The organism is Burkholderia sp. BCC1208 (assembly GCF_902833095.1).
GTDB lineage: Bacteria > Pseudomonadota > Gammaproteobacteria > Burkholderiales > Burkholderiaceae > Burkholderia.
Genome location: NZ_CADFDY010000019.1, coordinates 1 through 24,906, shown reverse-complemented (window position 1 = coordinate 24,906; position 24,906 = coordinate 1). Strand labels below are relative to the sequence as shown.

The 24,906-nt window shown below is 61.1% G+C and carries 9 protein-coding genes and 1 pseudogene; 1 reads left to right on the top strand and 9 read right to left on the bottom strand.

Going from position 1 to position 24,906, the window contains the following annotated elements; translation table 11 throughout:
- Nucleotides 1-31: 31 nt before the first annotated feature.
- A complete protein-coding gene (locus HWX09_RS32950) occupies nucleotides 32-10,363 on the bottom strand; it encodes a YadA-like family protein (protein WP_268907345.1) in 10,332 nt (3,443 codons plus the stop codon).
- A 1,167-nt stretch (nucleotides 10,364-11,530) separates the two neighbouring features.
- Here HWX09_RS32950 and HWX09_RS32945 point away from each other — a divergent pair.
- A pseudogene (locus HWX09_RS32945) lies at nucleotides 11,531-12,737 on the top strand (IS3 family transposase).
- Between the two features lie 88 nt (nucleotides 12,738-12,825).
- Here the strand turns inward: HWX09_RS32945 and HWX09_RS32940 are convergent.
- The 8 genes from HWX09_RS32940 to HWX09_RS32905 all read right to left on the bottom strand — a co-directional run bounded on the left by HWX09_RS32940 (nucleotide 12,826) and on the right by HWX09_RS32905 (nucleotide 24,800).
- The gene (locus HWX09_RS32940; RefSeq protein WP_027782039.1) at nucleotides 12,826-16,185 is read right to left on the bottom strand and encodes an ATP-binding protein; all 3,360 of its coding nucleotides are present in this window, start codon (nucleotides 16,183-16,185) and stop codon (nucleotides 12,826-12,828) included.
- The gene (locus HWX09_RS32935) at nucleotides 16,182-16,856 is read right to left on the bottom strand and encodes a response regulator transcription factor (protein ID WP_063831205.1); all 675 of its coding nucleotides are present in this window, start codon (nucleotides 16,854-16,856) and stop codon (nucleotides 16,182-16,184) included. Before HWX09_RS32935 ends, HWX09_RS32940 begins: the two co-directional genes overlap by 4 nt.
- Nucleotides 16,857-17,791: 935 nt before the next feature.
- Nucleotides 17,792-18,031, bottom strand: a complete 240-nt coding sequence (locus tag HWX09_RS33930; RefSeq protein WP_027782037.1) for a DUF2827 family protein — start codon at nucleotides 18,029-18,031, stop codon at nucleotides 17,792-17,794.
- Between the two features lie 166 nt (nucleotides 18,032-18,197).
- Complete coding sequence (locus tag HWX09_RS32925; RefSeq protein WP_027782036.1) at nucleotides 18,198-18,713, bottom strand: CS1 type fimbrial major subunit; 516 nt, start codon at nucleotides 18,711-18,713, stop codon at nucleotides 18,198-18,200.
- Nucleotides 18,714-19,000: 287 nt separating this feature from the next.
- A complete protein-coding gene (locus tag HWX09_RS32920; protein WP_155257289.1) occupies nucleotides 19,001-19,777 on the bottom strand; it encodes a molecular chaperone in 777 nt (258 codons plus the stop codon).
- A 209-nt stretch (nucleotides 19,778-19,986) separates the two neighbouring features.
- Entirely contained in the window at nucleotides 19,987-21,324 is a 1,338-nt protein-coding gene (locus tag HWX09_RS32915; RefSeq protein ID WP_155257288.1) for a hypothetical protein, read from the bottom strand.
- Nucleotides 21,287-23,788 (bottom strand): TcfC E-set like domain-containing protein, encoded by a 2,502-nt coding sequence (locus tag HWX09_RS32910; RefSeq protein WP_051421319.1) that lies wholly within the window; start codon nucleotides 23,786-23,788, stop codon nucleotides 21,287-21,289. Before HWX09_RS32910 ends, HWX09_RS32915 begins: the two co-directional genes overlap by 38 nt.
- A 763-nt stretch (nucleotides 23,789-24,551) precedes the next feature.
- A complete protein-coding gene (locus tag HWX09_RS32905; protein WP_175888620.1) occupies nucleotides 24,552-24,800 on the bottom strand; it encodes a hypothetical protein in 249 nt (82 codons plus the stop codon).
- Nucleotides 24,801-24,906 lie beyond the last annotated feature (106 nt).

Genomic DNA, 24,906 nt, shown 5'->3' with positions numbered 1-24,906 from the left:
GAGCGGGTTTCCCCGCTCCGTCAGTCGGCAGTTACCACTGATACGATGCGCCGAGGCCAACGGTGTTGCCACCGCTCGACAAGCCCACACCGGCCTTCATCTTCAGGTTCTTGTTGATGCGGGCCTCCCCGCCAAACGCGACCGCCTGATAGCCCTTGTAGCTCGCACTGCCGATACCGAACGACAGCGTCTTGCCAGGGTCGACACCCGGAATCATCGTCAACGCCGTTGCCGCCGCGATGCCCGAATAGGCATTGCGCGATACGCCGTTGATCTGACCTTGCAGCCCGCCAACCGCCCGGTCGAGCTGCCCCTTGGTCGCCGCATCCGACGCATTCACGCCATCCGCGATATTGACGATCCGGCGCTTGCCCTGGTCGGAGCCGTCACCGAACGAGACCGTGTTGTCCTCGTTCGCGACGGAACCCGCACCAATCGCAATGCTATTGTCGCCCCGGGCCTTCGAACCCTGGCCGATCACCGTGCTGTTCTCGCCGCGAGCCGACGAGTCCTGGCCGATCGCCGTGCTATTGGCCGCATGCGCATCAGCACCCGCACCAATCGCCGTGCCGCCTGCGGCGCGTACCGTCGCGTTCGCGCCGACTGCCGTGGCGTTGCCAGCATCGTCGTTGATCGTCGAACCCGAACCCATCGCAACGTTGTTGCTGCCGTTGCCGGATTGGGCCGCCGTAACCGCCTGGCCCGCTTCGCCCGAACCGCTGATCAGGTCGTTGCTGACCGTACGGCGCGCGTCACCGCCCGAACCGCCGGTGGTTTCAATCTTGCTGACGCGATCGTCCATCGTGCCGAGGCGGTTTTCGAAGTCGCTCTTCAGCGACGACAGCTGGCCGTAGTTCACTGCGTCGTACTGGCTCTTGCCGTCGGCAATGTTGGTCAGCATCACCGGCGCCGCCGCGGGCCCACCCAGCGTCACCGAACCGTAGTTCGGGTTGCCGTGCGAGTCGACGTCGTAGCGCACCGCCAGCGAATCGGTGGCGCCATACGCCGCAGCCGCCTGCACCGCTTGCGAGACGGTCGCGTACTTGTGACCGCCCACTTCGATCGAATTGACCGCAACATGCCCGTTTTCGTCGACGGTCGTGTCGCCTCCGATCGCATTCGCAACGCTTGTGGCCGTGCCGTGCAGTTGCGAGCCGTTCACCGCATCGGTGCTCGTCGCGCTTACCGCTCCGACTGCCACGTTGTGCAGGCCAACAGCTGTACCGGCATCCCCGAGCGTGACCGACGCACGATTCGCCGAACCGTCTTCGTTGCGATCGTAGCGCACCGCTGCGACCGCGTGCCCGGTTGTCGGATCGATCAGACCGCTGTTCTCGATCGTATCCTTCAGGGTCGAGATATCGCCCGTGTTGGCCGTCACCCGCCCGTCGAGATTGCCGATCGCCGCACCGACGCTGTTCACCGTCGTCGTGCCGCCCGCGAGCGAGTAGCTCGGCGCGGAGATCGTGCCGTCGGCGCCTGCCTGCGAGCCGCCGCCGAGCGCAGTGGCCATGCTCTGCGACGCACCATACAGTTGCGAGCCGTTCACCGCTTCCATGCTCGTCGCATTCACGGCACCGGCAGCAACGTTCTTCAGCGTCGTGCCTTGCTCGCCAGCCAGCGTGACCGTGCTCTTCGCCGCATCGTCGTACGCAACCGCGTTCGGATCCGTACCACCACCGCCGCCGCTTGCCGCTGCAGCCGCGATCGCGTCACCGACGTTACCGTAAGTCTTGTCACCGACGTGATACTTCGGCGCAGTCACGCTGCCGTCGGCACCGATGCCCGCACCGCCGCCCAGCGCGGTCGCGACGCCACTGAGCTGCGCGACGTTCACCGCGTCGGTGCCTTGCGTACCCGCCGCAACGTTCACGATCTGGCGCTCGCTTCCGGCGTTGCCCACCGAAATAGTATTGGCACGCGTCGCCTTGGCGCCTGCGCCCAGCGCCACGGCACCGTTCGCTTTGTCGTCCACGCTGGTATTGGCACCCAGCGCCATCGCATCGGTCACGTTCGGTGCAACGCTCGCACTCGTACCCAGCGCAATGCCGTTGATCGCACCCACCGCGGCTTCTGCTGCATTGCCGATCGCAATCGAGCTTTCACCGATTGCCTTGATGCCGTTATTGCCGACCGCGACCGCGTTCTCGCCGTTTGCCTTCGCATTCGAACCGATCGCCAGCGCCCCCGCGCCATTGGTCGTCACCTTCGAGCCGATGGCCACCGAGTACGATTGGTCCGCGCCTGTTTGCGCCATATTGCCGATCGCAACCGACTCGTCCGATAGCGCCCCAGTGTTCAGCCCGAGCGCGATCGCGTTTGCCCCTGCCGCATGAGCCTCCACGCCGATCGCGGCGGCCGTCGTGCTCTCAGGATCGCCCCCGCTGATACTCGCCGAGTTCGTCCCCCCCATACCGTCGACCGCGACCAGGGAATTCGACTCGTCCGAATCCGCAAGCGCATTGACCCGAGACAACAGGTGCGACTGCTCAGCTGCGACACGGGATTTCAATTTGCCCAGCGCCTCGAACAACTGCGATCCATTGATCGCATCCGTACTCCTGGCTGTAACGTCCCCCGCTTTCACGTGGACGATCTTGCGTTCGGTCCCGTCGTCACCGACGGACACCGTCATCGCCTCATTCGCAACGGAATTGGAACCCAGCGCAACCGATCCGCTCGCGAGCGCACGCGCACCGGTACCCAACGCCAATGTATTCGAACCGCCTGCCAGGGCCTTTGAACCGATCGCGACGGACTGAGCGCCAGTAGCGGTCGCGGGTGCGCCGCTGGCCCGGACCTTGATGTACTTCAGATCGATGTTGCCTTCAGCCAGTTCGCGCTTCATATCGGACAATCCGGTGTTCAGCTGGCCGACGTTCACCGCGTCGGTATCATCCACGCCTGCTGCAACGTTCTTCAACGCCACCGGCGCTGCCGCGCCCGCACCACCTAGCGTCACCGAACCGCGGTCCGCCGTGCCGTCTTCCTTGCGGTCGTACGTCACCGCCGCGATTACCGTGCCCGTGTCCTTGTCCACCAGACCGGATTCGGCAATATCGTCTTGCAGCTTCTCGACGTTCGTCGCAGTCGTCGTCACACGGCCGTCCAGGTTCGACACCGCTTCTCCAACGTTGTGCGCAGTCGTCTTGCCGCCGTCCAGCGTGTACGCCGGGGCCGTCAGCTTGCCTGCTGCGTCGACCGTCGAACCGCCGCCCAACGCGCTTGCCACGCTCTGCGACGTGCCGTACAACTGCGAGCCGTTCACCGCTTCCATGCTCGTCGCGTTCACGGCGCCCGCTGCAACGTTCTTCAGCGTCGTGCCTTTCTCGCCAGCCAGCGTGACCGCACTCTTGGCTTCATCGTCGTATGCAACCGCGTTCGGGTCCGTCCCGCTACCCATTTCCGCTGCGGCGACGATCGCGTCACCCACGTTACCGTAGGTCTTGTCGCCGACGTAGTACTTCGGTGCCGTCACCTTGCCGGTCGCGTCCACCGTCGAACCACCACCCAGTGCGCTCGCCACGCTTTGCGACGTGCCGTACAGCTGCGAGCCGTTCACCGCTTCCATGCTCGTCGCGTTCACCGCGCCGGCTGCGACGTTCTTCAACGCCACCGGCGCTGCCGCGCCCGCACCGCCAAGCGTCACCGAGCCGCGATCCGCCGTGCCGTCTTCCTTACGGTCGTACGTCACCGCTGCAATCACCTTGCCCGTGTCCTTGTCCACTAGACCGGACTCCGCGAGGTTGTCTTGCAGCGTCTCGACGTTCGTCGTCACACGGCCGTCCAGGTTCGACACCGCGTCGCCAACGGTGTGCGCGGTCGTCTTGCCGCCGTCCAGCGTGTACGCCGGGGCCGTCAGCTTGCCGGCTGCGTCCACCGTCGAACCGCCGCCCAGTACGCTTGCCACGCTCTGCGACGCGCCGTACAGCTGCGAGCCGTTCACCGCTTCCGTGCTCGTCGCGTTTACCGCTCCGGCTGCGACGTTCTTCAACGCCACCGGGTCTGTTGCACCCGCACCGCCAAGCGTCACCGAGCCGCGATCCGCCGTGCCGTCTGCCTTGCGGTCGTACGTCACCGCCGCGATCACCTTGCCCGTGTCCTTGTCCACCAGACCGGATTCGGCAATATCGCCTTTCAGTTTCTCGACGTTCGTCGCGTTCGTCGTCACTCGGCCGTCCAGGTTCGACACCGCGTCGCCAACGTTTTTCACCGTGGTCTTGCCGCCGTCCAGCGTGTACGCCGGTGCCGTCAGCTTGCCTGCTACATCCACCGTCGAACCACCGCCCAGCGCACTTGCCACGCTCTGCGACGTGCCGTACAGCTGCGAGCCGTTCATCGCCTCCATGCTCGTCGCATTCACGGCGCCGGCCGCAACGTTCTTCAGCGTCGTGCCTTTCTCGCCAGCCAGCGTGACCGTGCTCTTCGCCGCATCGTCGTACGCAACAGCATTCGGATCCTTGCTGCTACCAATCTCCACCGCGGCCGTAATCGCGTCACCCACGTTACCGTAGGTCTTGTCACCGACGTGATACTTCGGTGCCGTCACGCTGCCATCGGCACCGATGCCCGCGCCGCCGCCCAGCACAGTCGTTACGCCACTGAGCTGCGCCACGTTCACCGCGTCGGTGCCTTGCGTACCCGCCGCGACGTTCACGATCTGGCGCTCGCTTCCGACGTCACCGACCGAAACGGTATTGGCGCGCGTCGCCTTGGCGCCTGCGCCCAGCGCCACGGCACCGTTCGCCGCGCCTTCCACGCTCGTATTGGCACCCAGCGCCATCGCATTGGTCACGTTCGGTGCAACGCTCGCACTCGTGCCCATCGCAATGCCATTGGTCGCGCCTACCGCGGCTTCAGCGGCATTGCCGATCGCGATCGAACTTGCTCCGATTGCCTTGATGCCGTTACTGCCGAGCGCGACCGCATTCTCGCCGTTCGCCTTCGCATTCGAGCCGATCGCCAGCGCTCCCGCGCCATTGGTCGTCACCCATGAACCGATGGCCACCGAGTACGATTGATCCGAGCCTGTTTGTGCCATATTGCCGATCGCAACCGATTCGTTCGACAGCGCCCCGGTGTTCAGGCCGAGCGCAATCGCGTTCGCCCCGGCCGCATGAGCGTCCACACCGATCGCGGCGGCTGTCGTACTCTCCGGATCGCCCGTCGCGATGCTTGCGGTGTTGAACCGACTACCGTCCGAACCCATGCCGTCGATCGTGACGAAGCTCGAGCCTTTACCACCACCGCCGCCGCTGGCTGCCGCGGCCGCAATCGCGTCACTGACGTTACCGTAGGTCTTGCTGCCGACGCGGATCGTCGGCGCCGTCACCTTGCCGGCCCCGTCCACCGTCGAGCCACCGCCCAGCGCACTCGCCACACTTTGCGATGTACCGTACAGCTGCGAACCGTTCATCGCTTCCATGCTCGTCGCATTCACAGCGCCGGCTGCAACGTTCTTCAACGTCGTGCCTTTCTCGCCGGACAGCGTGACCGCAGTCTTGGCTGCATCGTCGTACAAGACCGCATTCGAATCCGTACCACCGCCTCCGCTCGCTGCCGCAGCTGCGAGCGCGTCGCCAACGTTACCGTAGGTTTTGTCGCCAATGTGATACTTCGGTGCCGTCACGCTGCCATCGGCGCCGATGCCCGCACCACCGCCCAGCGCCGTGGTAATGCCTTTCACCTGGCCCACGTTCGCCGCATCGGTGTCACTAATGCCCATCGCAACATTCTTCAACGCCACCGGGTCCTTTGCGTCTGCGCCGCCAAGCGTCACCGAGCCGCGATCCGCCGTGCCGTCTGCCTTACGGTCGTACGTCAGCGCCGCAATCGCCTTGCCCGTGTCCTTGTCCACCAGACCGGATTCGGCAATATCGCCTTGCAGTTTCCCGACGTTCGTTGCGTTCGTCGTCACACGGCCGTCCAGGTTCGACACCGCTTCGCCAACGTTGTGCGCAGTCGTCGTGGCGCCGTCCAGCGTGTACGCCGGGGCCGTCAGCTTGCCACCTGCATCCAGCGTCGCGCCGCCACCCAGCGCGCTCGCCACGCTCTGCGACGTGCCGTACAGCTGCGAGCCGTTCACCGCCTCCATGCTGATCGCGTTCACCGCGCCCGCTGCAACATTCTTCAGCGTCGTGCCCTGCTCGCCAGCCAGCGTGATCGTGCTCTTCGTCGCATCGTCGTATGCAACCGCATTCGGATTCGTACCGCCACCGCCGCCGGTTTCCGCCGCAGCCGTGATCGCGTCACCGACGTTACCGTAGGTCTTGTCACCGACGTGATACTTCGGTGCCGTCACGCTGCCATCGGCACCAATACCTGCACCGCCGCCCAGCGCCGTGGTAACGCCTTTCAACTGGCCCACGTTCACTGCGTCAGTGTCAGCCATACCGACTGCAACGTTCTTCAACGCCACCGGCGCTGCCGCGCCCGCACCGCCAAGCGTCACCGAGCCACGATCGACCGTACCGTCTTCCTTGCGGTCGTATGTCACTGCCGCGATCACCTTGCCCGTGTCCTTGTCCACCAGACCGGATTCGGCAATATCGCCTTGCAGTTTCTCGACGCTCGTCGCAACCGTCGTCACGCGGCCGTCCAAGTTCGACACCGCTTCGCCAACGTTGTGCGCAGTCAGCTTGCCGCCGTCCAGCGTATACGTCGGTGCCGCCACCTTACCGCCTGCGTCCACAGTCGAATCACCGCCCAGCGCACTCGCCACACTCTGCGACGCGCCGTACAGCTGCGAGCCGTTCAGCGCATCCGTGCTCGTCTTGGTCACCGCGCCATCTGCAACGTTCTTCAACGCCACCGGCGCTACCGCGCCCGCGCCGCCCAGCGTCACCGAACTGCCATGCGCCGTGCCGTCCTTCCGGTCGTACGTCACCGCCGCAATCACCTTGCCCGTGTCCTTGTCCACCAGACCGGATTCGGCAATATCGCCTTGCAGTTTCTCGACGTTCGTCGCGTTCGTCGTCACTCGGCCGTCCAGGTTCGACACCGCTTCGCCAACGTTGTGCGCGGTGGTCTTGCCGCCGTCCAGCGTGTACGCCGGCGCCGTCAGCTTGCCCGCTGCGTCCACCGTCGAACCGCCGCCCAGCGCGCTCGCCACGCTCTGCGACGTGCCGTACAGTTGCGAGCCGTTCATCACCTCCATGCTCGTCGCATTCACGGCGCCGGCCGCAACGTTCTTTAGCGTCGTGCCTTTCTCGCCAGCCAGCGTGACCGTGCTCTTCGTCGCATCGTCGTATGCAACCGCATTCGGATTCGTACCGCCACCGCCGCCGGTTTCTGCTGCGGCCGTAATCGCGTCACCCACGTTACCGTAGGTCTTGTCACCGACGTGATACTTCGGTGCCGTCACACTGCCATCGGCGCCGATGCCCGCCCCGCCGCCAAGCGCGGTCGTTACGCCGCTCAGCTGTGCCACGTTCACCGCGTCGGTGCCTTGCGTACCCGCCGCAACGTTCACGATCTGGCGCTCACTTCCGGCGTTACCCACCGAAACGGTATTGGCGCGCGTCGCCTTGGAACCGGTACCCAGTGCGACCGCACTATTCGCGCCCTTTTCGACGCTGGCATTTGTGCCCAGCGCCATCGAGTCGGCCACATTGCGTGCAACACTCGCGGACGCGCCCAGCGCAATACCATTAGTCGCACCTGCTGCGGAGCTGGCCTTGTTACCGATCGCAATGGAATTCGCACCGATTGCCGCCACGCCGTTATTACCGAGCGCGACCGCGTTGTCACCGTTTGCCCGCGCCTGCGAACCAACAGCAAGCGCGCTTTCCCCGTTGGTCGTCACATTCGACCCGATGGCCACCGAGTTGGCTTGGCCGGCACCCGTTTGGGCCATGTTACCGATGGCCACTGCGCCATCCGAGTACGCGTAGCTACGCACACCGAGGGCGACCGCATTTGCGCCCGAGGCAATGGAACCTACACCGATCGCGGCGGCGGTATCGCTCGCCGGATCGCCACCGACGATGTTCGCGGTATTCTCCTGACTACCATCCGCTCCCGCACCGGCAACTTGCAAGAATTTCGATGGGTCGGCCGATGCCAAGTCTGCTTTGGCTGCGAGGACGTTAGCCGTCAGCGAGCTATGCCGCGACCTGAGTTCCGACGACAGCTTGTCGGTCCGGTCGGTCATCTTTTCGACCGCTTCAGTCAGTTGATTCACGTTGACTGCGTCGGTATCTTCCGTACCATCGGCCACATTCGAAATGCGACGTTCGCGGCCGACGTCGCCAACCGATACCTGGTTCGCCTCCGTAGCAACCGAATTGAGGCCGATCGCCACCGAGTTGAGCCCATTCGCGCGCGAACCCGCACCCAAGGCCAGCGAGCCATTTCCGGTCGCGTTTGCGCCCGCGCCGATCGCGACGGTATTGGTTCCCATGGCGTTTGCCGCTTGCCCCGTAGCCTTGACCTTGATGTAGCGCATCGACAGGCTGCCGTCCGAGAGCGAATCGCGAATCGACTTCGTTGCATCCGACAATTGGCCGACGTTCACTGCGTCGGTCGCGTCCACGCCGGCTGCGACGTTCTTCAACGTCGTGCCTTTCTCGCCAGCCAGCGTGATCGCCTCTTTGGCCTTGTCGTCGTAGGAGACAGCGTTCGGATTCGTACCGCCACCGCCGCCGGTTTCCGCCGCGGCCGTGATCGCGTCACCGACGTTGCCGTAGGTCTTGTCACCAACGTGGTACTTCGGTGCCGTCACGCTGCCATCGGCGCCGATGCCCGCGCCAGCGCCCAGCGCCGTAGTAATGCCTTTCACCTGGCCCACGTTCGCCGCATCGGTGTCACCAATGCCCATCGCAACGTTCTTCAACGCCACCGGGTCCTTTGCACCCGCGCCGCCAAGCGTCACCGAGCCGCGATCGGCCGTACCGTCTGCCTTACGGTCATACGTCAGCGCCGCAATCGACTGGTTCTTGTCTTTGTCGAACAGACCGGACTCGGCAAGATTGCCTTGCAGATCGGTGACCTTCTTCGCGTCCGTCGTCACACGGTCGTCCAGAATCGACACCGCGTCGCCAACGTTGTGCGCAGTCGTCTTGCCGCTGTCCAGCGTGTACGCCGGTACCGTCAGCTTGCCTGCTGCGTCCACCGTCGAACCGCCGCCCAGCGCACTTGCCACGCTCTGCGAGGCGCCATACAGCTGCGAGCCGTTCACCGCTTCCATGCTCGTGACGCTCACCGCGCCGGCTGCGACGTTCTTCAGCGTCGTGCCTTGCTCGCCAGCCAGCGTGATCGCGCTCTTCGTCGCATCGTCGTATGCAACTGCATTCGGATTCGTACCGCCACCGCCGCCGGTTTCCGCCGCGGCCGTAATCGCATCACCAACGTTACCGTAGGTCTTGTCGCCAACATGATATTTCGGTGCGGTCACGCTGCCATCGGCGCCAATACCTGCACCACCGCCCAGCGCCGTCGCTACGCCCTTCAACTGTGTCACGTTCACGACGTCGGTGTCCTGTGTACCCGCCGCAACGTTCACAATCTGACGCTGGCGTCCGGCGTTCCCCACCGAGACCGTATCGGCCCGCTCGGCTGCCGAGCCGGTGCCAAGCGCGACCGCCCACGTGGCATTCGCGCCTACACTGGCTTGGTGCCCTAACGCGACCCCATTACCTGGGCTGGACTGAGCATCGGGTCCGATGGCAACAGAAACCCCTTGCGCCTGCGCGCGTGCTCCGACTGCGATTGCACGCATAAGGCCGCCTTGCGAGCCATCGACCGCGCGTGCTTCCTGGCCAATCGCAATAGCACCTGAATACCCCTGCCGACCGGCTGCTGCGTTATCGCCAACAGCAATCACGCCCGTTCCTGCTCCCGCAGTATCAGCCTTCGCGCCCACGCCTAGCGCGACATTGTTACTGGTTGCGTACGCGTCCTTCCCGATCGTGACCCGACCTGCATCGAGCCGGTCACTACTGGCCTTCGCAACTGCGGCATTCATCTGATCTGACGTCACCGCCGCAATCACTTTGCCCGTTTTCGCGTCCAGCAGACCGGTATCAGCAAAGTTGCCTTGCAGTTTCGCGACGTTCGTCGCGTTCGTCGTCACGCGGCCGTCCACGTTCGACACCGCTTCGCCTACGTTGTGTGCAGTCGTCTTGCCGCTGTCCAGCGTGTACGTCGGTGCCTTTACGCTGCCATCTGCAGCGATGCTTGCGCCGCCTCCTAGCGCAGTCGCTACGCCATTTAGTTGCTTCACGTTAACGACATCGGTGTCTTGCGTTCCTGCTGCAACGTTCACTATCTGGCGCTGAAGCGGCCCGTACTTTCCACCCCCAACTGAAACGGTATCGACACGGTCTGCCTTCGCGTCACCGCCGATAGCCACCGAACCGCTCACTGCCTTTGCTCGGGCCCCGATAGCTACACCCTCGTCCTGAGCCTCCGCTCCAGACCCGATAGACACAGCAGATTCTTGTGCGCTTGCCCGAGGCCCGACCGCTACCCCGTATTGACCCGCACCGTTTGCATTTAAGCCGATTGCGACAGCGTAGTCTTCCGAAGCACTCGCCTCATTGCCGATTACGACTTGGTCAAATCTACCGGCGATCGCTTTCGGTCCTATCGCAACACTGCCAACCTCCCAACCATTGTACTTGTCAGCACGTGCGCCGTTACCAATCACGACACTCACATCGCCCGCCGAATACAACTGTTTGACGTTCGCCGCATCGGCTCCTGCCCCCTCTGCTGCGGAGGATGTAATCTTCGAGTTAGCGACGTCAACGCCTCTCGCCAACAACGACGCTACTTTTTTTCTAGAAATATTTTCGCCACTGTCACATTCCATTGACTTACCACTTTCCGATTCGCAATGCTGGCCGCCCTCAGCATTGGACGCATAAGCGTGCCCTGCCCCCCCGGCCATCCCAACCCCTATAGCAGCTGCCAACACAACAGGAGTTTTTCGCAAGACATCTTTCGACGATGCCCCGCGAGCACGAGATTTCGCAGTTTCAGAAACCGCTGTCCATGTGCCACTGGATGCGTTCCAAACCACCTTGTACGACTTATTCATAGAACTCTCGATCTCAACAAAAAATAGCATTCATCCATCAGCACAGACGATCACTGTTATCAAACGAACAGCCGACCAAAATCCCGCCCCACATCGATTCGGGTAATGGTCACGAGATCCGCTGGGCTTCATGCGCACGTCCACTGCTTTACGCTCATGGACGTAATGACGGTCCGACTCAAAAGTCCCTCGAATTATCGGCCCCTCCGAATGCAATTAAATATAGGAAGTGACGCAAAAAAGCCGTCCGATGTCCTATTTTTTGGCGAAAACATAAGCCATTTCCTATTCGATCGCCGGGGTTCTCCTAAAGACAATGCTATTCAATCAAAAATTCTAATTTTTATTGGAGATGATTATCTGCTGGCGAAAAATAACAGGCCAATTAACGAACCGATTTTAAAATTTCGAATCAGGCATATTTAATTTCCAAGACATAGTTAATTGTTCGACTTATATCGCCTACCGGGAATAGATTCCCAAGAGCTGATGGAAGTGTTGACGGGCCCGGAGTGCCGACGGCGCTGGCCGGCGGAGCAAAATCTGGCGATGGTTCGCGAGAGTTTCGAGCCGGGGAAATCGGTTTCGATGGTCGCACGCCAGCACGGCGTGAATCCGAACAAACTGTTCAACTGGCGCAAGCTGTACGAGAACGGGAGTTGTCAGCGGTCAAGGCTAGCGAGGAAGTGGTTCCTGCCTCCGAGCTGGCCGCCGCGCTCAAGCAGATTCATGATCTGCAACGGGTGCGCGGCAAGAAGACCATGGAGAACGAGATTCTCCGGCAAGCAGTCGAGTATGACCGGGCAAAAAAATGGATAGCGTACTCGTCCCTCGCTGCCGGAGGACGACCAGTGAAACTGGTTTGTGAAGTTCTCGGCGTGTCGCGATCGAACGTATCGGCACGACTGTCGCGTCCGGCGACGTGGCGCGATGGCCGTCAATCGAGGCAGACTGACGACGCGACCGCGGTCGAGGAAATCCGCCGGGTCATCGGCGATTTGCCCAGCTATGGCTATCGCCGGGTTTGGGGCATATTGCGCAACGAGCGTGTCGCGGTTGGGCTGTTGCCGTTCAATGCCAAATCTATCGCGTCATGCGCACGCACGGGTTGCTGATGCAGCGCCGGCCGCTTCCGCCTCGCCCCCAACGTCGACACGACGGCAAGATGGCCGTCGCGCGCAGCAATCAGCGATGGTGCTCGGACGGCTTCGAGTTCCGCTGCGACAATGGCGAGCCGCTGCGCGTAACGTTCGCGCCGGATTGCTGTGACCGTGAGGCGATGAGTTGGGCAGCCACGACGGCAGGCCACAGCAGCGACATCGTGCGAGACGTGATGCTGACTGCAGTGGAAAATCGGTTTGGCAACGAACTGCATACACCGTCCGAAATCGAGTGGCTGAGCGACAACGGTTCGGGCTACACGGCCGACGACACGCGCCGATTCGCAGTGGCCATCGGCCTGAAGCCATTGACCACACCGGTGTGCAGCCCACAAAGTAATGGGATGGCCGAGAGCTTCGTGAAGATGATGAAACGCGACTACGTCGCCTTCATGCCGCAGCCGGACGCAGCGACTGCTGCATGCAACTTGGCCATCGCGTTCGAGCATTACAAAGAGAAGCATCCCCATAGCGCGCTGAAATACCGCTCGCTTCGCGAGTTCCGGCGCGCGATGGATTCAGCAACCTTAGTGTGATGCCGTGTCCGGTATTACAGGGTCAACTCCACCGACGTGGGACACTTGACGGCTGTTCAGCATGTATCTCAACCGCTAGCATCACCGTTCAGGAGCACTTTTTGGCTGTAGCATGCAATGCCAGCCAAGACTCCACCGCATCGACAAACGACTGCAAATCTGCTTCGTCGACACATTTAGATTCCGCTATCTTCGCGGACCAATCTTCCAAGTGACTTACCAGCTCGCCCTTATCAAGAATCATCAGGGCGCCCTGGATCCGGTGCAATCGTTCTAGCACCTCGGACACGTGACCCGCCTGCACCATCAATCGGAGTTCTTCTCTGTCGGAAATCCACGATTCGATGAACAACGACAGAAGTCGGCTGACACCAGGTGTAGCCAGTGTCTGTTGCTGAACGTCGCCAGGTCCGAGCACGTTTTGCAGCACGAGAGAAAGGTCGCTCAAAGTCGACGGTTTTGTGATGAGCGCATCGAACGGGGTGTTTGCCACTCCCGCGAGTGTCGCATCGGCAGTACACAAAACGACCGGCCACGATATCGCCGCTGATCGCAAGTCGGACAACAGCTCCGCCCCGCCCTTGCCCGGCAAATTGGAATCGGTGACGACGAGATCGTAGATTCGGGACTGGCAACGTCGAATGCCATCCTCCGCACTACCGACGACATCTACATGTCCGATCCCGAGCATCCGTAATTGATCGCACATCAACTGTGCACTGACTCGGTCGTCCTCAACCACCAGAACGCTGGCATCACTCCACGCACCACCTGTGATTTCGCCGGAACCATCTGTGCCCTCGCGACCATCATCGTCCGCTCCGAAAAGGACCATTTCGATCGCGTCGAGAAGCAACTGACCACTGTAGGCGCTAATTGTGACGGCATGGCCGGTGGAAATCGGGACAAGCGGCCCGTCCAATCCGATCGTAATGCGGCGGTAAGCACCAGTCCTTTCGGGCGAACCGTCATGTTCGAGCCAGTCGCGCGCGTCGATGAAAACGGTGGATGCATGCGCTTCCTCCCGCCCGTCATCCTGACCACTCGTAACGCGGGCAGCCGGATACCACGCGCTGAGCTGGGCCACCAGTTGCCCACGCCAACTGGGAATATCGCAACTCACGACGAAATCGATGCCTTGGCCGGCATCGCCGTTGATTCGCGCCGTTGAATCGTGACGAAGTGGCAACACCACGGTGAAAATCGATCCGACGCCAACCTCGCTTTCGACGGTGATACTTCCACCCATTCGTTCGGCGATTTTCTGGCAAAGAGACAAGCCGAGCCCGGTACCTGCTCGCGAACCTTTCGGCCCGGCCGAGCCTTGGACGTAAGGCATGAAAATCTTTTCAATCTCGTCTTCGGGAATCCCCCTGCCGGAGTCAGCGACACGGAGCCGAATCTGACCGTCCTCGGTCGAGCCGAGTGAAACCGTGATCGCCCCGTGAGATGTAAACTTGACGGCGTTACCAATGAGATTGGTGACTATTTGCGTGAACCGGTACCCGTCACAAATCCACGTGCCCCGTAGAGCCGGATCGATCAGGCAGAGAAGCCGCACGCCGTTTTTCTGCGCGTCCACCGCAAACGTCCTGCTTGCCTGCTCGACGAGTTGATCAATGTGTTGTGGCTGTTCCTGTAGCAGGAACTCGCCTGCCTCGATTCTGGACAGATCAAGCACACCGTTGATCAGCGAAAGGAGTGAGTCGAACGAGTCCTGCGCGATCAATAAGCGCGACCGCTGCTCCTGGGTCAGTCCCATTCGCGAAAGCAATTCAAGATTCCCTAATGCCCCGTGCAACGGTGTCCTGATTTCATGGCTCATCGTCGCCAAAAACATTCCCTTCTCGTGACTTTCGGCCTGAGCTCGCGCTCGAGACTCTCGCAGCCGCCGTTCGATTTCCTTTCGCTTCGCCAAATCGACCATCCCGATCACGAAAACATCGTCTCCGCGATACTTTGCCTGCGCATAGGCAACCTCGAGGTCAGGCTCCATCTCAAACCGGCTTACCACGCCGGAGCGCTCAGCACTTCCCGCGTGAAACCTAACCAGTGCGCCGGCACGTGCAAGTACGTTGTCGGGGATGGAATCCTTTTCCCCTTGGCTGGCAAAGGCCATCTGAAGGCTTTGCGCTTCCGCATTCTGCAACAGGATGGCACCGCTCCCCCTGGCCACGACGATCAAGCTCACTGGCGCGACCTGGATGATGGACCGACTGAACGCCTCGCCCTCTAAAAGGCTATGCAGCCGCTCCCTGGACGGCCGAATCACCTCACGATTCATCCAGAACGCGCCTCCGATGACCAGACCGCACCCACTCAGCGTCGCTAGTACAACAAGCAGCAGTTGCTGCCTGATTGCGCTCAGAAGATCGCTCCAGGTGTATGCATATACCGCAACCCACTGTGGGCCCGGCACGCGCTGAATAACGAAGAAGCTGCCCTCTCGCCAGATACGTTGGAGCCGTCCGTTCGCCACCCGGTATACCCACGGATTTCTCGATATAATTTCCGCCCAATGCGCCTCTTGCGGATTCGTTTCGTCGATACCCAATAGTCGCTGCACCGCGCACGAGACAACAAAGAAATGTGGATCGCCTTCGTTGTGCAGAAAATACTGATTGAATCGATTACACGGAATTGACAATGCGATCGTTGCCTTGCGTTGCTCACCATCGTAGACGGATGTCGCAAAATATGTCGTCGTCATGTCGTTGAGTGGATCCTTGGACCCGGTCACCCACACAACCTTGCCCCGAACTCCGTTCTGGGCATCGCGCTGCATCTCCTCTTCGATAGCCTCCATGCGTTTCCCAATGAAGTCTTCCGCGGCCTTTTCAGTGTTCAGCCGAGCAATCTGGTCCGGTGCGAGCGGCGGAAGCGTTGCCAGAAATCGCTTATCCGGTGTATAGATAAACCCCTCCGATAGCGCCGGCGAGTGATCCTGATGGGAAAGCGAAAATGTCGACGCATATCTTGCCAGATCGATCAAATTTGTAAGGCGAGCCGCGTCCAAAGGTGAAGTGAGCGTCGAAACGATCGAGAATGCGCGGGTCACCGCAGATCCGGGCACTGTCTGAGCTAACTGGTTCTTTCTGGGCAACAGAGCCTTCCGCGCCTGCGAGTCACCTAACTCTAGGTACTCCTTTGCAATCTGGTACGTCACTACCAGCTGGCGAATGCGGGCCTCGCGCCTGTCGACCTCCTCCTTCAATGCCTCTCTTTGCGCGGAAAATTGCTGCGCAAATTCCTCGTGCTGATGTGATATCAGGAGTTCGGTCACGCCCCCAGCGCACACCAGGATAAGGCACGTCAGCGTTATGGTCGAAACAATTAGCAGGCGCTTTGAAAACGTCAACCTGAGCGGGACGTAAGCTTGGGTTGCCGTCACGATTCCGTCGTCGGTGCCGTCCGAAGCTTCTTCTGCGTTGGCGCGAGACTGGCTCATGAGCCGAAATGTTCCGTGTAGATGCGGTAAAGGTCCGCTTCGGATCTTGCCCCCAGCTTGTGCATGGCCCGCATTTTCTGGTGGCTGATCGTCTTGATGCTGCGATTCGTATGCATCGCGATTTCCGTAACCGACATCCCGCGTCCCAGCATTCGAAATATTTCGAGCTCGCGCTCGCTAAGCGATTCGATCGAAGTCTGCGCAGCATGTCCGGCCTCAAGCAGGTCGACAGCCACGGCCGGATCAACGAACGTTTGCCCGGCATGCACACGGCGCACGATTGCAGCCAAGCGCGCGAAATCTTGGCTTGATTTTCTCAGGAAGCCAGCAACGCCCGTATTCATGACGCGAGAGACGAGCAGCGCGATATCTTGATGTGCGGTCAGCACGACAATCGCAACCTGTGGATGGCTGCGCCTTAGTCGCTTGAACAGCGCCACTCCATCCGGCTGCTGATCGCCGCTGAATGAATAGTCGCAGATCAAGACATCGCAAGGCTGCTGTTGCAACAAATGCAGCAGGTCCGAAATTGTCGATGCAACACCGACCACATTGATATCCATCTCAGCCGACAGGATCGCGGCGACGCCGGTAGAAACTACCGGATGGTCATCGGCCACGACGACATTGATGCGACGACGAGCGTTACCACTTTCAGTGGATGCATTCATCAACATTTTCCCAAAAAACAGCTGTCTATCCTTCCGATACCCAGTTGCAATCCGCGGGCTCGCCCTTCGGTCCTCTGCCAATCTTAATCAACTTTCTATTCGGATACCGACCAAGTCGAGATTTCTCTTCGGACGTCGCGCTTGCATGCCTAGGGATTCATGTTTCCTATGGTGGCTTGCGGGGCAATGGCGCACCTCAATGTGACGTGTGACGGCATTCGCCAGTCCATCTTTCTCGACGTCTCGCCTCGAGCATGGTATTTTTGCAGTGCACCATTTCCATGGGTCGCTTTCACGTAGAATACTTGGCGCCAATTTTTCATGGAAATTTATTCAAAGAGCCGACATCCGGCCTAATCCATTTGGCATGATAGTGTGTCTCCCACCCCATGCCCGAATCAGCGATCGAGATTCTGCGTGCAGTTCAGTTTGCCGCTCCAGAACGTGTTACCGTATGTGCACACACGCCGAAAGCCCATCATGCTGATTGCTGCCTGGGACACCTTGCTCGTCTATTTCAGCTCCACGAAGCATTCGTTGACCGTATTCGAAATCTAGACCGTCCGCGAATTAATCAGGCTGACATCACCGCATCCGGTGGATAATTCGTCGAGGCCCAAGTCCTGACACGCGCCAAAGCCTCCAAAGAATATACGATGTGTCATGCTTCGCGATAGGGCGATGCGATCGCGCGGGAATACACAGCGAGGTTGCCGGGATTGTGGATGCTGGCCGAATTGAGCAGGTGCTTCGAGCGCTCGTCGCACGCGTCGAGAGTTTAGCGCCGTACTCCGTAAATGCCTGCAACAGCACGCGCCGGCCTGGCGTCGAAGTCCGGATAGAAATACCCGGTCTTGTCGGGGAGCGGCGAGCTGTCGATCAGCAAATGGCCTGCCGTACAGCAGCTCGTAGCACAGGTAGCTCGGCGCGTTTTGCTACGTGCGCGACACCACTGCGTTGCCGTAGGCGGCCATGAACCCGTACAGCAGGTAGCGCGGTGCTCTCGACGTGATCCCGTGGTTCAGATTGTCGACGCTCTTCGTGAAGTGCACGACGGCCGGATGCCCCTTCATGTGCATCGCGGTGACGACGAAAAGATGCCGCACGGCGTCCGAATGTGCGCGGTAGAGCGGCCAGCGTGAGCGGTAGCTGCCTTCTGCGATCTCGGCTGGCACACGGTCAAATCGATCGACAAGATGTGCTCATGGGCGCGCGTGAGCGTGCCTGACTGGTCGGCGAGCTGGACGTTGAAATCGATCGGAGCAGGATTTCCCGCATGCGCCGACATCGCACATGCACTCGCAGCGATTGCCAAAGCAAGCTTTTTCACCCGATCACCCCTTACTCGACTTCAGTCTCAAACACCAGCGGCACCGTGCCCGTGTACTTACCCGCCACCGGGGCGGCCTTGATTTTGTCGCTCGCCTCCCCGGGCGTGATCACCAGCTCGATCGACGTGCCGCTCTTCGCCTCGTCCTTCGTCACAACCTCGACAGCATCGGTGCCGACGTCCATGCCGCCGACCTTGGCACCCACCTTGAAGTAGGCTTGCGCGTCGGCTTCGTGGACGAGGCGCGGCTCCGCGGCGTCTGCAAGCTTGACCCGCACCTTGCCCACCCCGCTTTTCGCGGTCACCTTCAGCTTCAGCGACTCGAACTTTTTCTGGTCGTCGCCCCACTTGATCGGCTGCTGCTTGGTAAGGTCCCAACCCTCCGCCTTGATCTCGATGCTGCTCGCCACCGGCACCTCAGCGCTCAGCTTGATCTCCAATTCATGCTGCTCCAGCGGCGCTGCGTGCGCGGCACCGGCGATTGCGAGCGCACCCAGCAGACACGCGCGGATGATAGATTGATGCATACATATTCCAAGAGCGGTTAATAGGGCAGCGCATCAGACTGGCGCTGCCAACCACATTCTCGGTGTCGAGCCCGCCTGCCCCAATCAGACAACTCTTATTTGTTCACTCCCGATTAAGGTAGGAAAACTTATCGAGGTCATCGGGGCCGCTCCTAGTGGAGCGCTCGACGGTTGTCGACCAACTGACCTACCGCTTCGAGTACACCGCTCGAAAATTGGTGGGCCAGGGTCACTGCGGCCTTGCCACCACCTTTGCGACGGAATACTTCAGTGGAGGAAGGTCACCTTTACGTCCCCGACGCGACTTGCCCAGCCTCGACATGCATCCTCGTTCGCTTTTCACCTTCGCGCAGTTCGAACTCGCAACGCGAGCCGGCTTCGCACGGCAGCTCCTTCGTTTTCCCCGGGCGGATGTAGTACGCCGTCGGTTCACCGCATGCACCGCCCTTCTCCTTGCATACGCGATAGGCCTCGAGCGTCAGCATCGAACTTCCCTTGTTCTCGACGATGCTCTTGCCGCCCTCCACTTTGAACTCCGTTTGATAGTGCTCATCGCCCGGACGCACGATCACCATGGCACCGTATCCGGTCAGGACGTTGATGCCCGCGGACAGCGATTCCTTGTATTGCTCGATTTCATCGTTGCTCAGCACAAAGTCGTCTTTCGACTTCGGCACGACAGGTACAAAGCGCACACGATAGTAGTGCTCCGCGTCGCGCTTGCCGCGATAGAGCAGACGCACCGATTGGGCACCCTCGGCCGGCACGATCAGGCGAGAGGGACTCGCGATCAGCCCTTGGCCGTCTCGTTGGGTCAACAGCGCGGGATCGAGCGGCACCTCTTCCTGCTTGCCGTCATCCTTGAACACCACCTCGCTCACCTCGACCCGTACGAATGCAGTCGCATCCCCCTTGTTCCGGATCCGCTTGAGGATCGACGACTGCTTTCCGCCCATGTACTCAAACATGGGGCCAATGTTGATCGACGGCGTGCCCGCGCTGACCGTAAGCGAGCACATGGCCAGTAGGCCAGCAAACATACACTTCGCGAGATTGACTTTCATTCGACACTCCTTTTATCGGCACTGAATGCGATCTCGCCCGATGCTTCTGGGGCCCGTCTTTCGCTCATTGCGTGTGTGCCAGTTCAAAAATATGCAGCGCTTGCGTGGACCGGCTGCATGTCAGAGATTCCATTTTCCGCACCCGAGGTTGCCGCGAATATCGGAATAATCTGAAAGCGGCGGCGGCAGCCGCAGCCCTGCTCGCCGCGTCACTCGGCAATCGCATCAAATACAACGGAAGCCCTTCCTGTATAAGTCGTCCCCGGATGCCGGCCCATCTCTGAGACCCCCTGGCCGTCAATGGCGACATGGGCCGTTGCCACGGCACTGTCCAGATACCGGTCGACATCGAGTGAGGCGGGTGCCCGCGTGGTCAGTGGAATCCGACTAAATGGCGCTTTACGGTCAGTGGTCGCGCCGGCCACCGTCAATGAAAGATCGACCGGTACGACCGAGTCATGGGCGTTGCGCATTACGCAGCGGCCTGCTGCGTCTTCACCGTCCTCGCACCGCAGGCTTACCCGCAGCGGCTCGCCCGTAGACAGTCCGTACGCGACGTCACGCTCGATCCTGGTAGAGGGCTTGCCTTCGGCTATCCAGTTCAACCAGCCCTGAGCAGGGGCGAGCTTGACGTCGTTACCGGCGCCCGAGTCCGTGATCATGAATGTGTGGCGCACCTTCAGGACGAACGCGACATCAATGGTCGATCGCGCCACGTGAGCATGCGCGCCGAAGTCGAAATCCTTTCCTGGCCCCACCGTGAAGGTGTGCACCCCTTGGTAAGTGCCATTGGGCAGCGATACGGGATCCGGCGTGACGAGCTCGTAGGCCACGGCAAGTGAACTTCCATCCAGGACGACTGCTCCTGCGGGAAGCGACTGGCGGGGGGTCCTGAAACAGCCCCCACCGTCGCGAGGCAAACGCCAGCCGAACCGGTAGGCATTTGCCGTGGCCATAGGCTGGACGGAGAGCGCCGTACACCCTGCCGGCGGCTGTAGCCAGCCGCCTCCATTCCAAAGGGCCGCATGTGCCGTTTCAGCGCTTCCTGCGGGCGTACCGGTCAGTTGGTACACATCCGGCCGGAGTGTGTATTGTCCGATCATGCCCGCGACCCGGAAGGTGACCGCAGTGACCCGGTTCGTGCGTTCGTCCCTGAGTTCGACGCGAATCGGATTAGCTGGCGCCCGAAGATATACACCATCCTGCCCGTTCGCACCGCTATCGAGTGCACCGTAACTCACATCGCCCACCGGCAGGTCGACGGTCGTCACACCTGCACAACCACCGGGATCGGCCGCACAAAAGCCTGCCGGCCTCGTGATATTGCGAAAGCCGTTTTCGCCTTGGGTCTGCGCACCGGGCAGGTATTCAGCCTCGATCGACATATCGGCGGCGCGCGCCACGGTTGCGCCGGCTAGCACCAAAACTGAACCGGCCAGCCATCGCATGAGCACGATGAGTACTCGGGCGGTGGATGCGTGCGCGCCTCGATTGGCGCTACCCTTCTGATTACCCCTGTTCATCACGGCTTTCCCCAGAGTCGGCATTGGTCTGCTCCTGTTCACATTCCAACTCCCCGACAATCAGAGAGTCACCTTCCATTTGATGGTCCTGCGGCTTCAGGTGAAGCGTGCAGAGCGGCTTGCCCCCTTTCTCGACCTTTACGACCGGCTTGGCGTGACTCACTTCGAGCGCGAAAAATCCGTCGGCCTCGGTGACCGACCGACCCGCTGGGCTGGACAGGTGAGCTGCTCGCACCGGTTTGCCTGCATGGTCGACCAGTCGACCGATCACCGTCATCGTCTTCATGACGTGTACCTTCTCGTACCCGACGCCGCCCTTGTTCAGGTGGTAATGGGTCGCGGCCGGCTGCAGCGTCGCCGCCGGCGCCTGCGATCGATCGAAGAAATACTGGAGTCGACCCGCGCGATAAGCCGACACGGGAACCAGATTGCGACCCGGGCGCAGTTCAATGCTGCCCCCCGAGGCATCCTGGGCACGCACCTTGACGTCCTCGAAATCGGATGCCAGGTCCACAATCACCGCGGACTCGCCGTTGAAGGCGTTGCCTTTGCCGGATACGGCGGCGGATTTGCCGTTCGCGCCAACGGTACTGGACAGGTTCATCCCGCCGGCAATACCGCCTTCCTTGGACGAGCGCTGGAGGAACGCATCGCCGCGAGCCACCGAATGTTCAAACTGCGTGGTGGCGCCCATGCTCAAGCCATACCGGTCGACGGTTCCGTTCGCCCCCACCGACTTGAAGAAGCCGGCGTCGAGCTCCTGCCGTACGCCCAGCGACGCATAATGATCACGCTGGCCATCCGCGCCGCTTCGCGTTCCGAGGTTCACGTTGTAACTGCGCTTTTCCTTGCCGAGCGCAATACTCAAGCCAACATCGACGCCTCGGTTGCGAGTTCTCGCCAACGTCCCGGTGGGGCGATCGAAGCCGGACACACGCCAGGTGAGATCGTTGCCGAACAAGCTATGTCGATGCGAAACCGACAGGTCGACACCGAGGCCGGTCGTTGCGCCGCTGGCATATGAAGCGCGCGACATGATGCTCGTTTGCGGCGTGAAGCGATGGCTCCACGTAATCGCCGAGTCATGCACCTTGCCACTGCGCACGCTCGAGCGCGCATTCCGATGGCGCCGCTCGTTGCGTTGCCAGCGCTGGCTGTGGCTCAGCGATACGCTCCCGTCCCGGTACGGCATCAGGATCTGCACATCGCCGCCGACTCCGTGCTTCGACGAGTGGTACACATTCCAGTAGGTTCGCGCACGGTCGGTAAACTGCCAGTCAAGCGACGCGCCGAATACGTTGGCGTCGGCCACATGCTGCGCCGACGCACCGAGCACGACCCGCGGATGGGCGAGGTAGTTGATCGCGCCACCCGCGGTGAACGCGTGCGAGCGATCCTCGCCGATCAGGTTGCGTTCCTGTCCAGCAAAAAATGCGTACTTCCACCGTTGTGTGGGATCGCTCCACGCCGCGGGCTTGTAGACGAGCTCGTTCTGCGTGGACGTAACCTGACCATCCTCGACGAGCCGCACCTCCACTTCATAGATGCCGCTGGGCAGCGGGCGCGTATCGACCACCTGCAGCCCCGGTTGCACCGATTGGCTGTGGATCAATGCGCCATTGCGGTAGATTTCCACCATGCCCTGGCGATTGGCGGTCACATAGACGGGATAGAGGCTCGGGCGCGCACCTTCGACCTCGCGCGCCTCGGAGGTGCCAAACATCACCCCAAGCGTCGTCGCCGCGCCTCCGCCCGGCATGCGCGGAGGGCGGATACCCGTTGCCAGGTCCGGCGTAAAGAAGCCCGCGCGCGCGAACTTGCCCTCGAACTCGCGCTGCGCGTACAGGCGGGGCACCGAGTATTCAATCTCGCTGGCTCGCCGCATGCCGCGGTTCTGCGTCGCCTGCAAGCCGCTCGTGATGGACCAGTTTCCCACGCTACCGATGGCGTCAAACGAATACCGTCCGCCGATTTCACGGCCCTGGCCACCCGTGAGATTCAGGTAGTTGTACGTAATCAGGCCGGTGCTTCCACCGGCCGGCAGCGGGTGATATTTCTTCTGCTCACCATCCTGTTCCGCACGGCGCGTCACGATCGATAAAACGGAGTCCTGGAGGTTGTAGTGAAGCGCGAGCACGCCGCCGCAGTCGGTCTCGCAGGCGCCGAGCGCACGCGGCTCACGAAGAAATTTTTCGATCAGCTCGCGATCGCCCTGTTCGATGCCGCTGCGCCGCTCATCCGAGAGCGCCACCAACTGGACTTTTCCGTCGCGACTCAACGTGATCGTGCCCTCGCCTGCCGAATGGCCATCGAAATCGATACGCACAACCAACGGCGAATCGAACAGTTGCTCGAGAAAATCCGCCGGAAGCTGCTCCGCTTGCTCGAATAGGTCCGTGCCCGAGCCGGCAACCTCCGCACGCGCGAACGCATCCTGTTGGCACAGCGCGCCAATGGCAAGGAAAATAGCAACGCTGATCTTGCTCATTTTTGGCATAACTGCTCCAACATTCGTTAAATTCCGTTAAATGGATAACCCGGTAGATACGCGGAACAATCGAAACCGGACAGCCCATATTGGCGAAGCGCGCCACAAAGCCACGCGAGCACAACCACCTGCGGACGCGGCGATTTATTGGTGTGGACGGCATGGAAGCGCAACGCCGACGGGATGCGGTCGGTGTCGACAGATGGAATTATGGAAAATTGAATGACCGAAACGAATCAGAGAACTCTGATTTAGGAAGTCAGGACACCGCTGAGGCGGCTTGAGAAAGCAGCAGATTATTAAATAATGAAAAGTGGCGCAGTTTGTTTGGATAGGCCAGCGCCATGCTGGCACGCAATGGCCATTGAACCGGCGCCTGCGGAAAGACGGATTCGCCCCTGCTTACAGGGGGAATCCGTCGTCGCGTGCTGGCGGAGAGGACCGCACATGCACGTACACAGTACGGTCTTAACCCTCGACCCCGGTCTCGAAGATCGCAGTCATCGTGCCGGTGTAGGTACCGCTACGCGGGATGCCGTTCGGAGCCATCAGGCGCAATCGGACACCGACCCAGTCGCCTCTAGCGGCCTGGTCGGCGCCCAAGACCACTTGCCCCTCGTCATGATTCAAAACTCCCCAATCACCCCAACTCCCGCTCGATCTGGTTGCGGCCGCGAGAAGCTCAACAAAATCACCACTCTTGTGTACGAGCACCCCGCGGTTTTTTTGCGACACTTCTTTCTCCTGCAGCGGGGACTGGAGTTTAATCCGGACAGACCCATAGGTGCTCTTCACATCCCACTGGACTTCCGCCATTGCGGTGCCCAGCCCAGTCGTCGGGCACGGCGAGCGACGCTGCCGCACCATCCCAGCCCTTGGGCGTCACTTCAAAGACACTCGGCAGCGGGACTTCACCGGCAAACTGGACGTTGAGATCAATCGGTCCCGGATTTGCCGCATGCGCCGACATTGCACATGCGCTCGCGGCGATTGCCAAAATCAGCTTTTTCACCCCACTTCTCCTTATTCAACCTCAGTGTCAAACATCAGCGGCACCGTGCCAACATAGTTGCCCGCCAGCACTTCCTTCTTGATCTTGTCGCTCGCAACCCCGGGCG

Excerpts from the sequence above, each read along its gene's own strand:
- HWX09_RS32940 (WP_027782039.1), bottom strand. The coding sequence starts at position 16,185 with ATGAGCCAGTCTCGCGCCAACGCAGAAGAAGCTTCGGACGGCACCGAC.
- HWX09_RS32935 (WP_063831205.1), bottom strand. The coding sequence starts at position 16,856 with ATGAATGCATCCACTGAAAGTGGTAACGCTCGTCGTCGCATCAATGTC.
- HWX09_RS32925 (WP_027782036.1), bottom strand. The coding sequence starts at position 18,713 with ATGCATCAATCTATCATCCGCGCGTGTCTGCTGGGTGCGCTCGCAATC.
- HWX09_RS32920 (WP_155257289.1), bottom strand. The coding sequence starts at position 19,777 with ATGAAAGTCAATCTCGCGAAGTGTATGTTTGCTGGCCTACTGGCCATG.
- HWX09_RS32915 (WP_155257288.1), bottom strand. The coding sequence starts at position 21,324 with ATGCCGACTCTGGGGAAAGCCGTGATGAACAGGGGTAATCAGAAGGGT.
- HWX09_RS32910 (WP_051421319.1), bottom strand. The coding sequence starts at position 23,788 with ATGAGCAAGATCAGCGTTGCTATTTTCCTTGCCATTGGCGCGCTGTGC.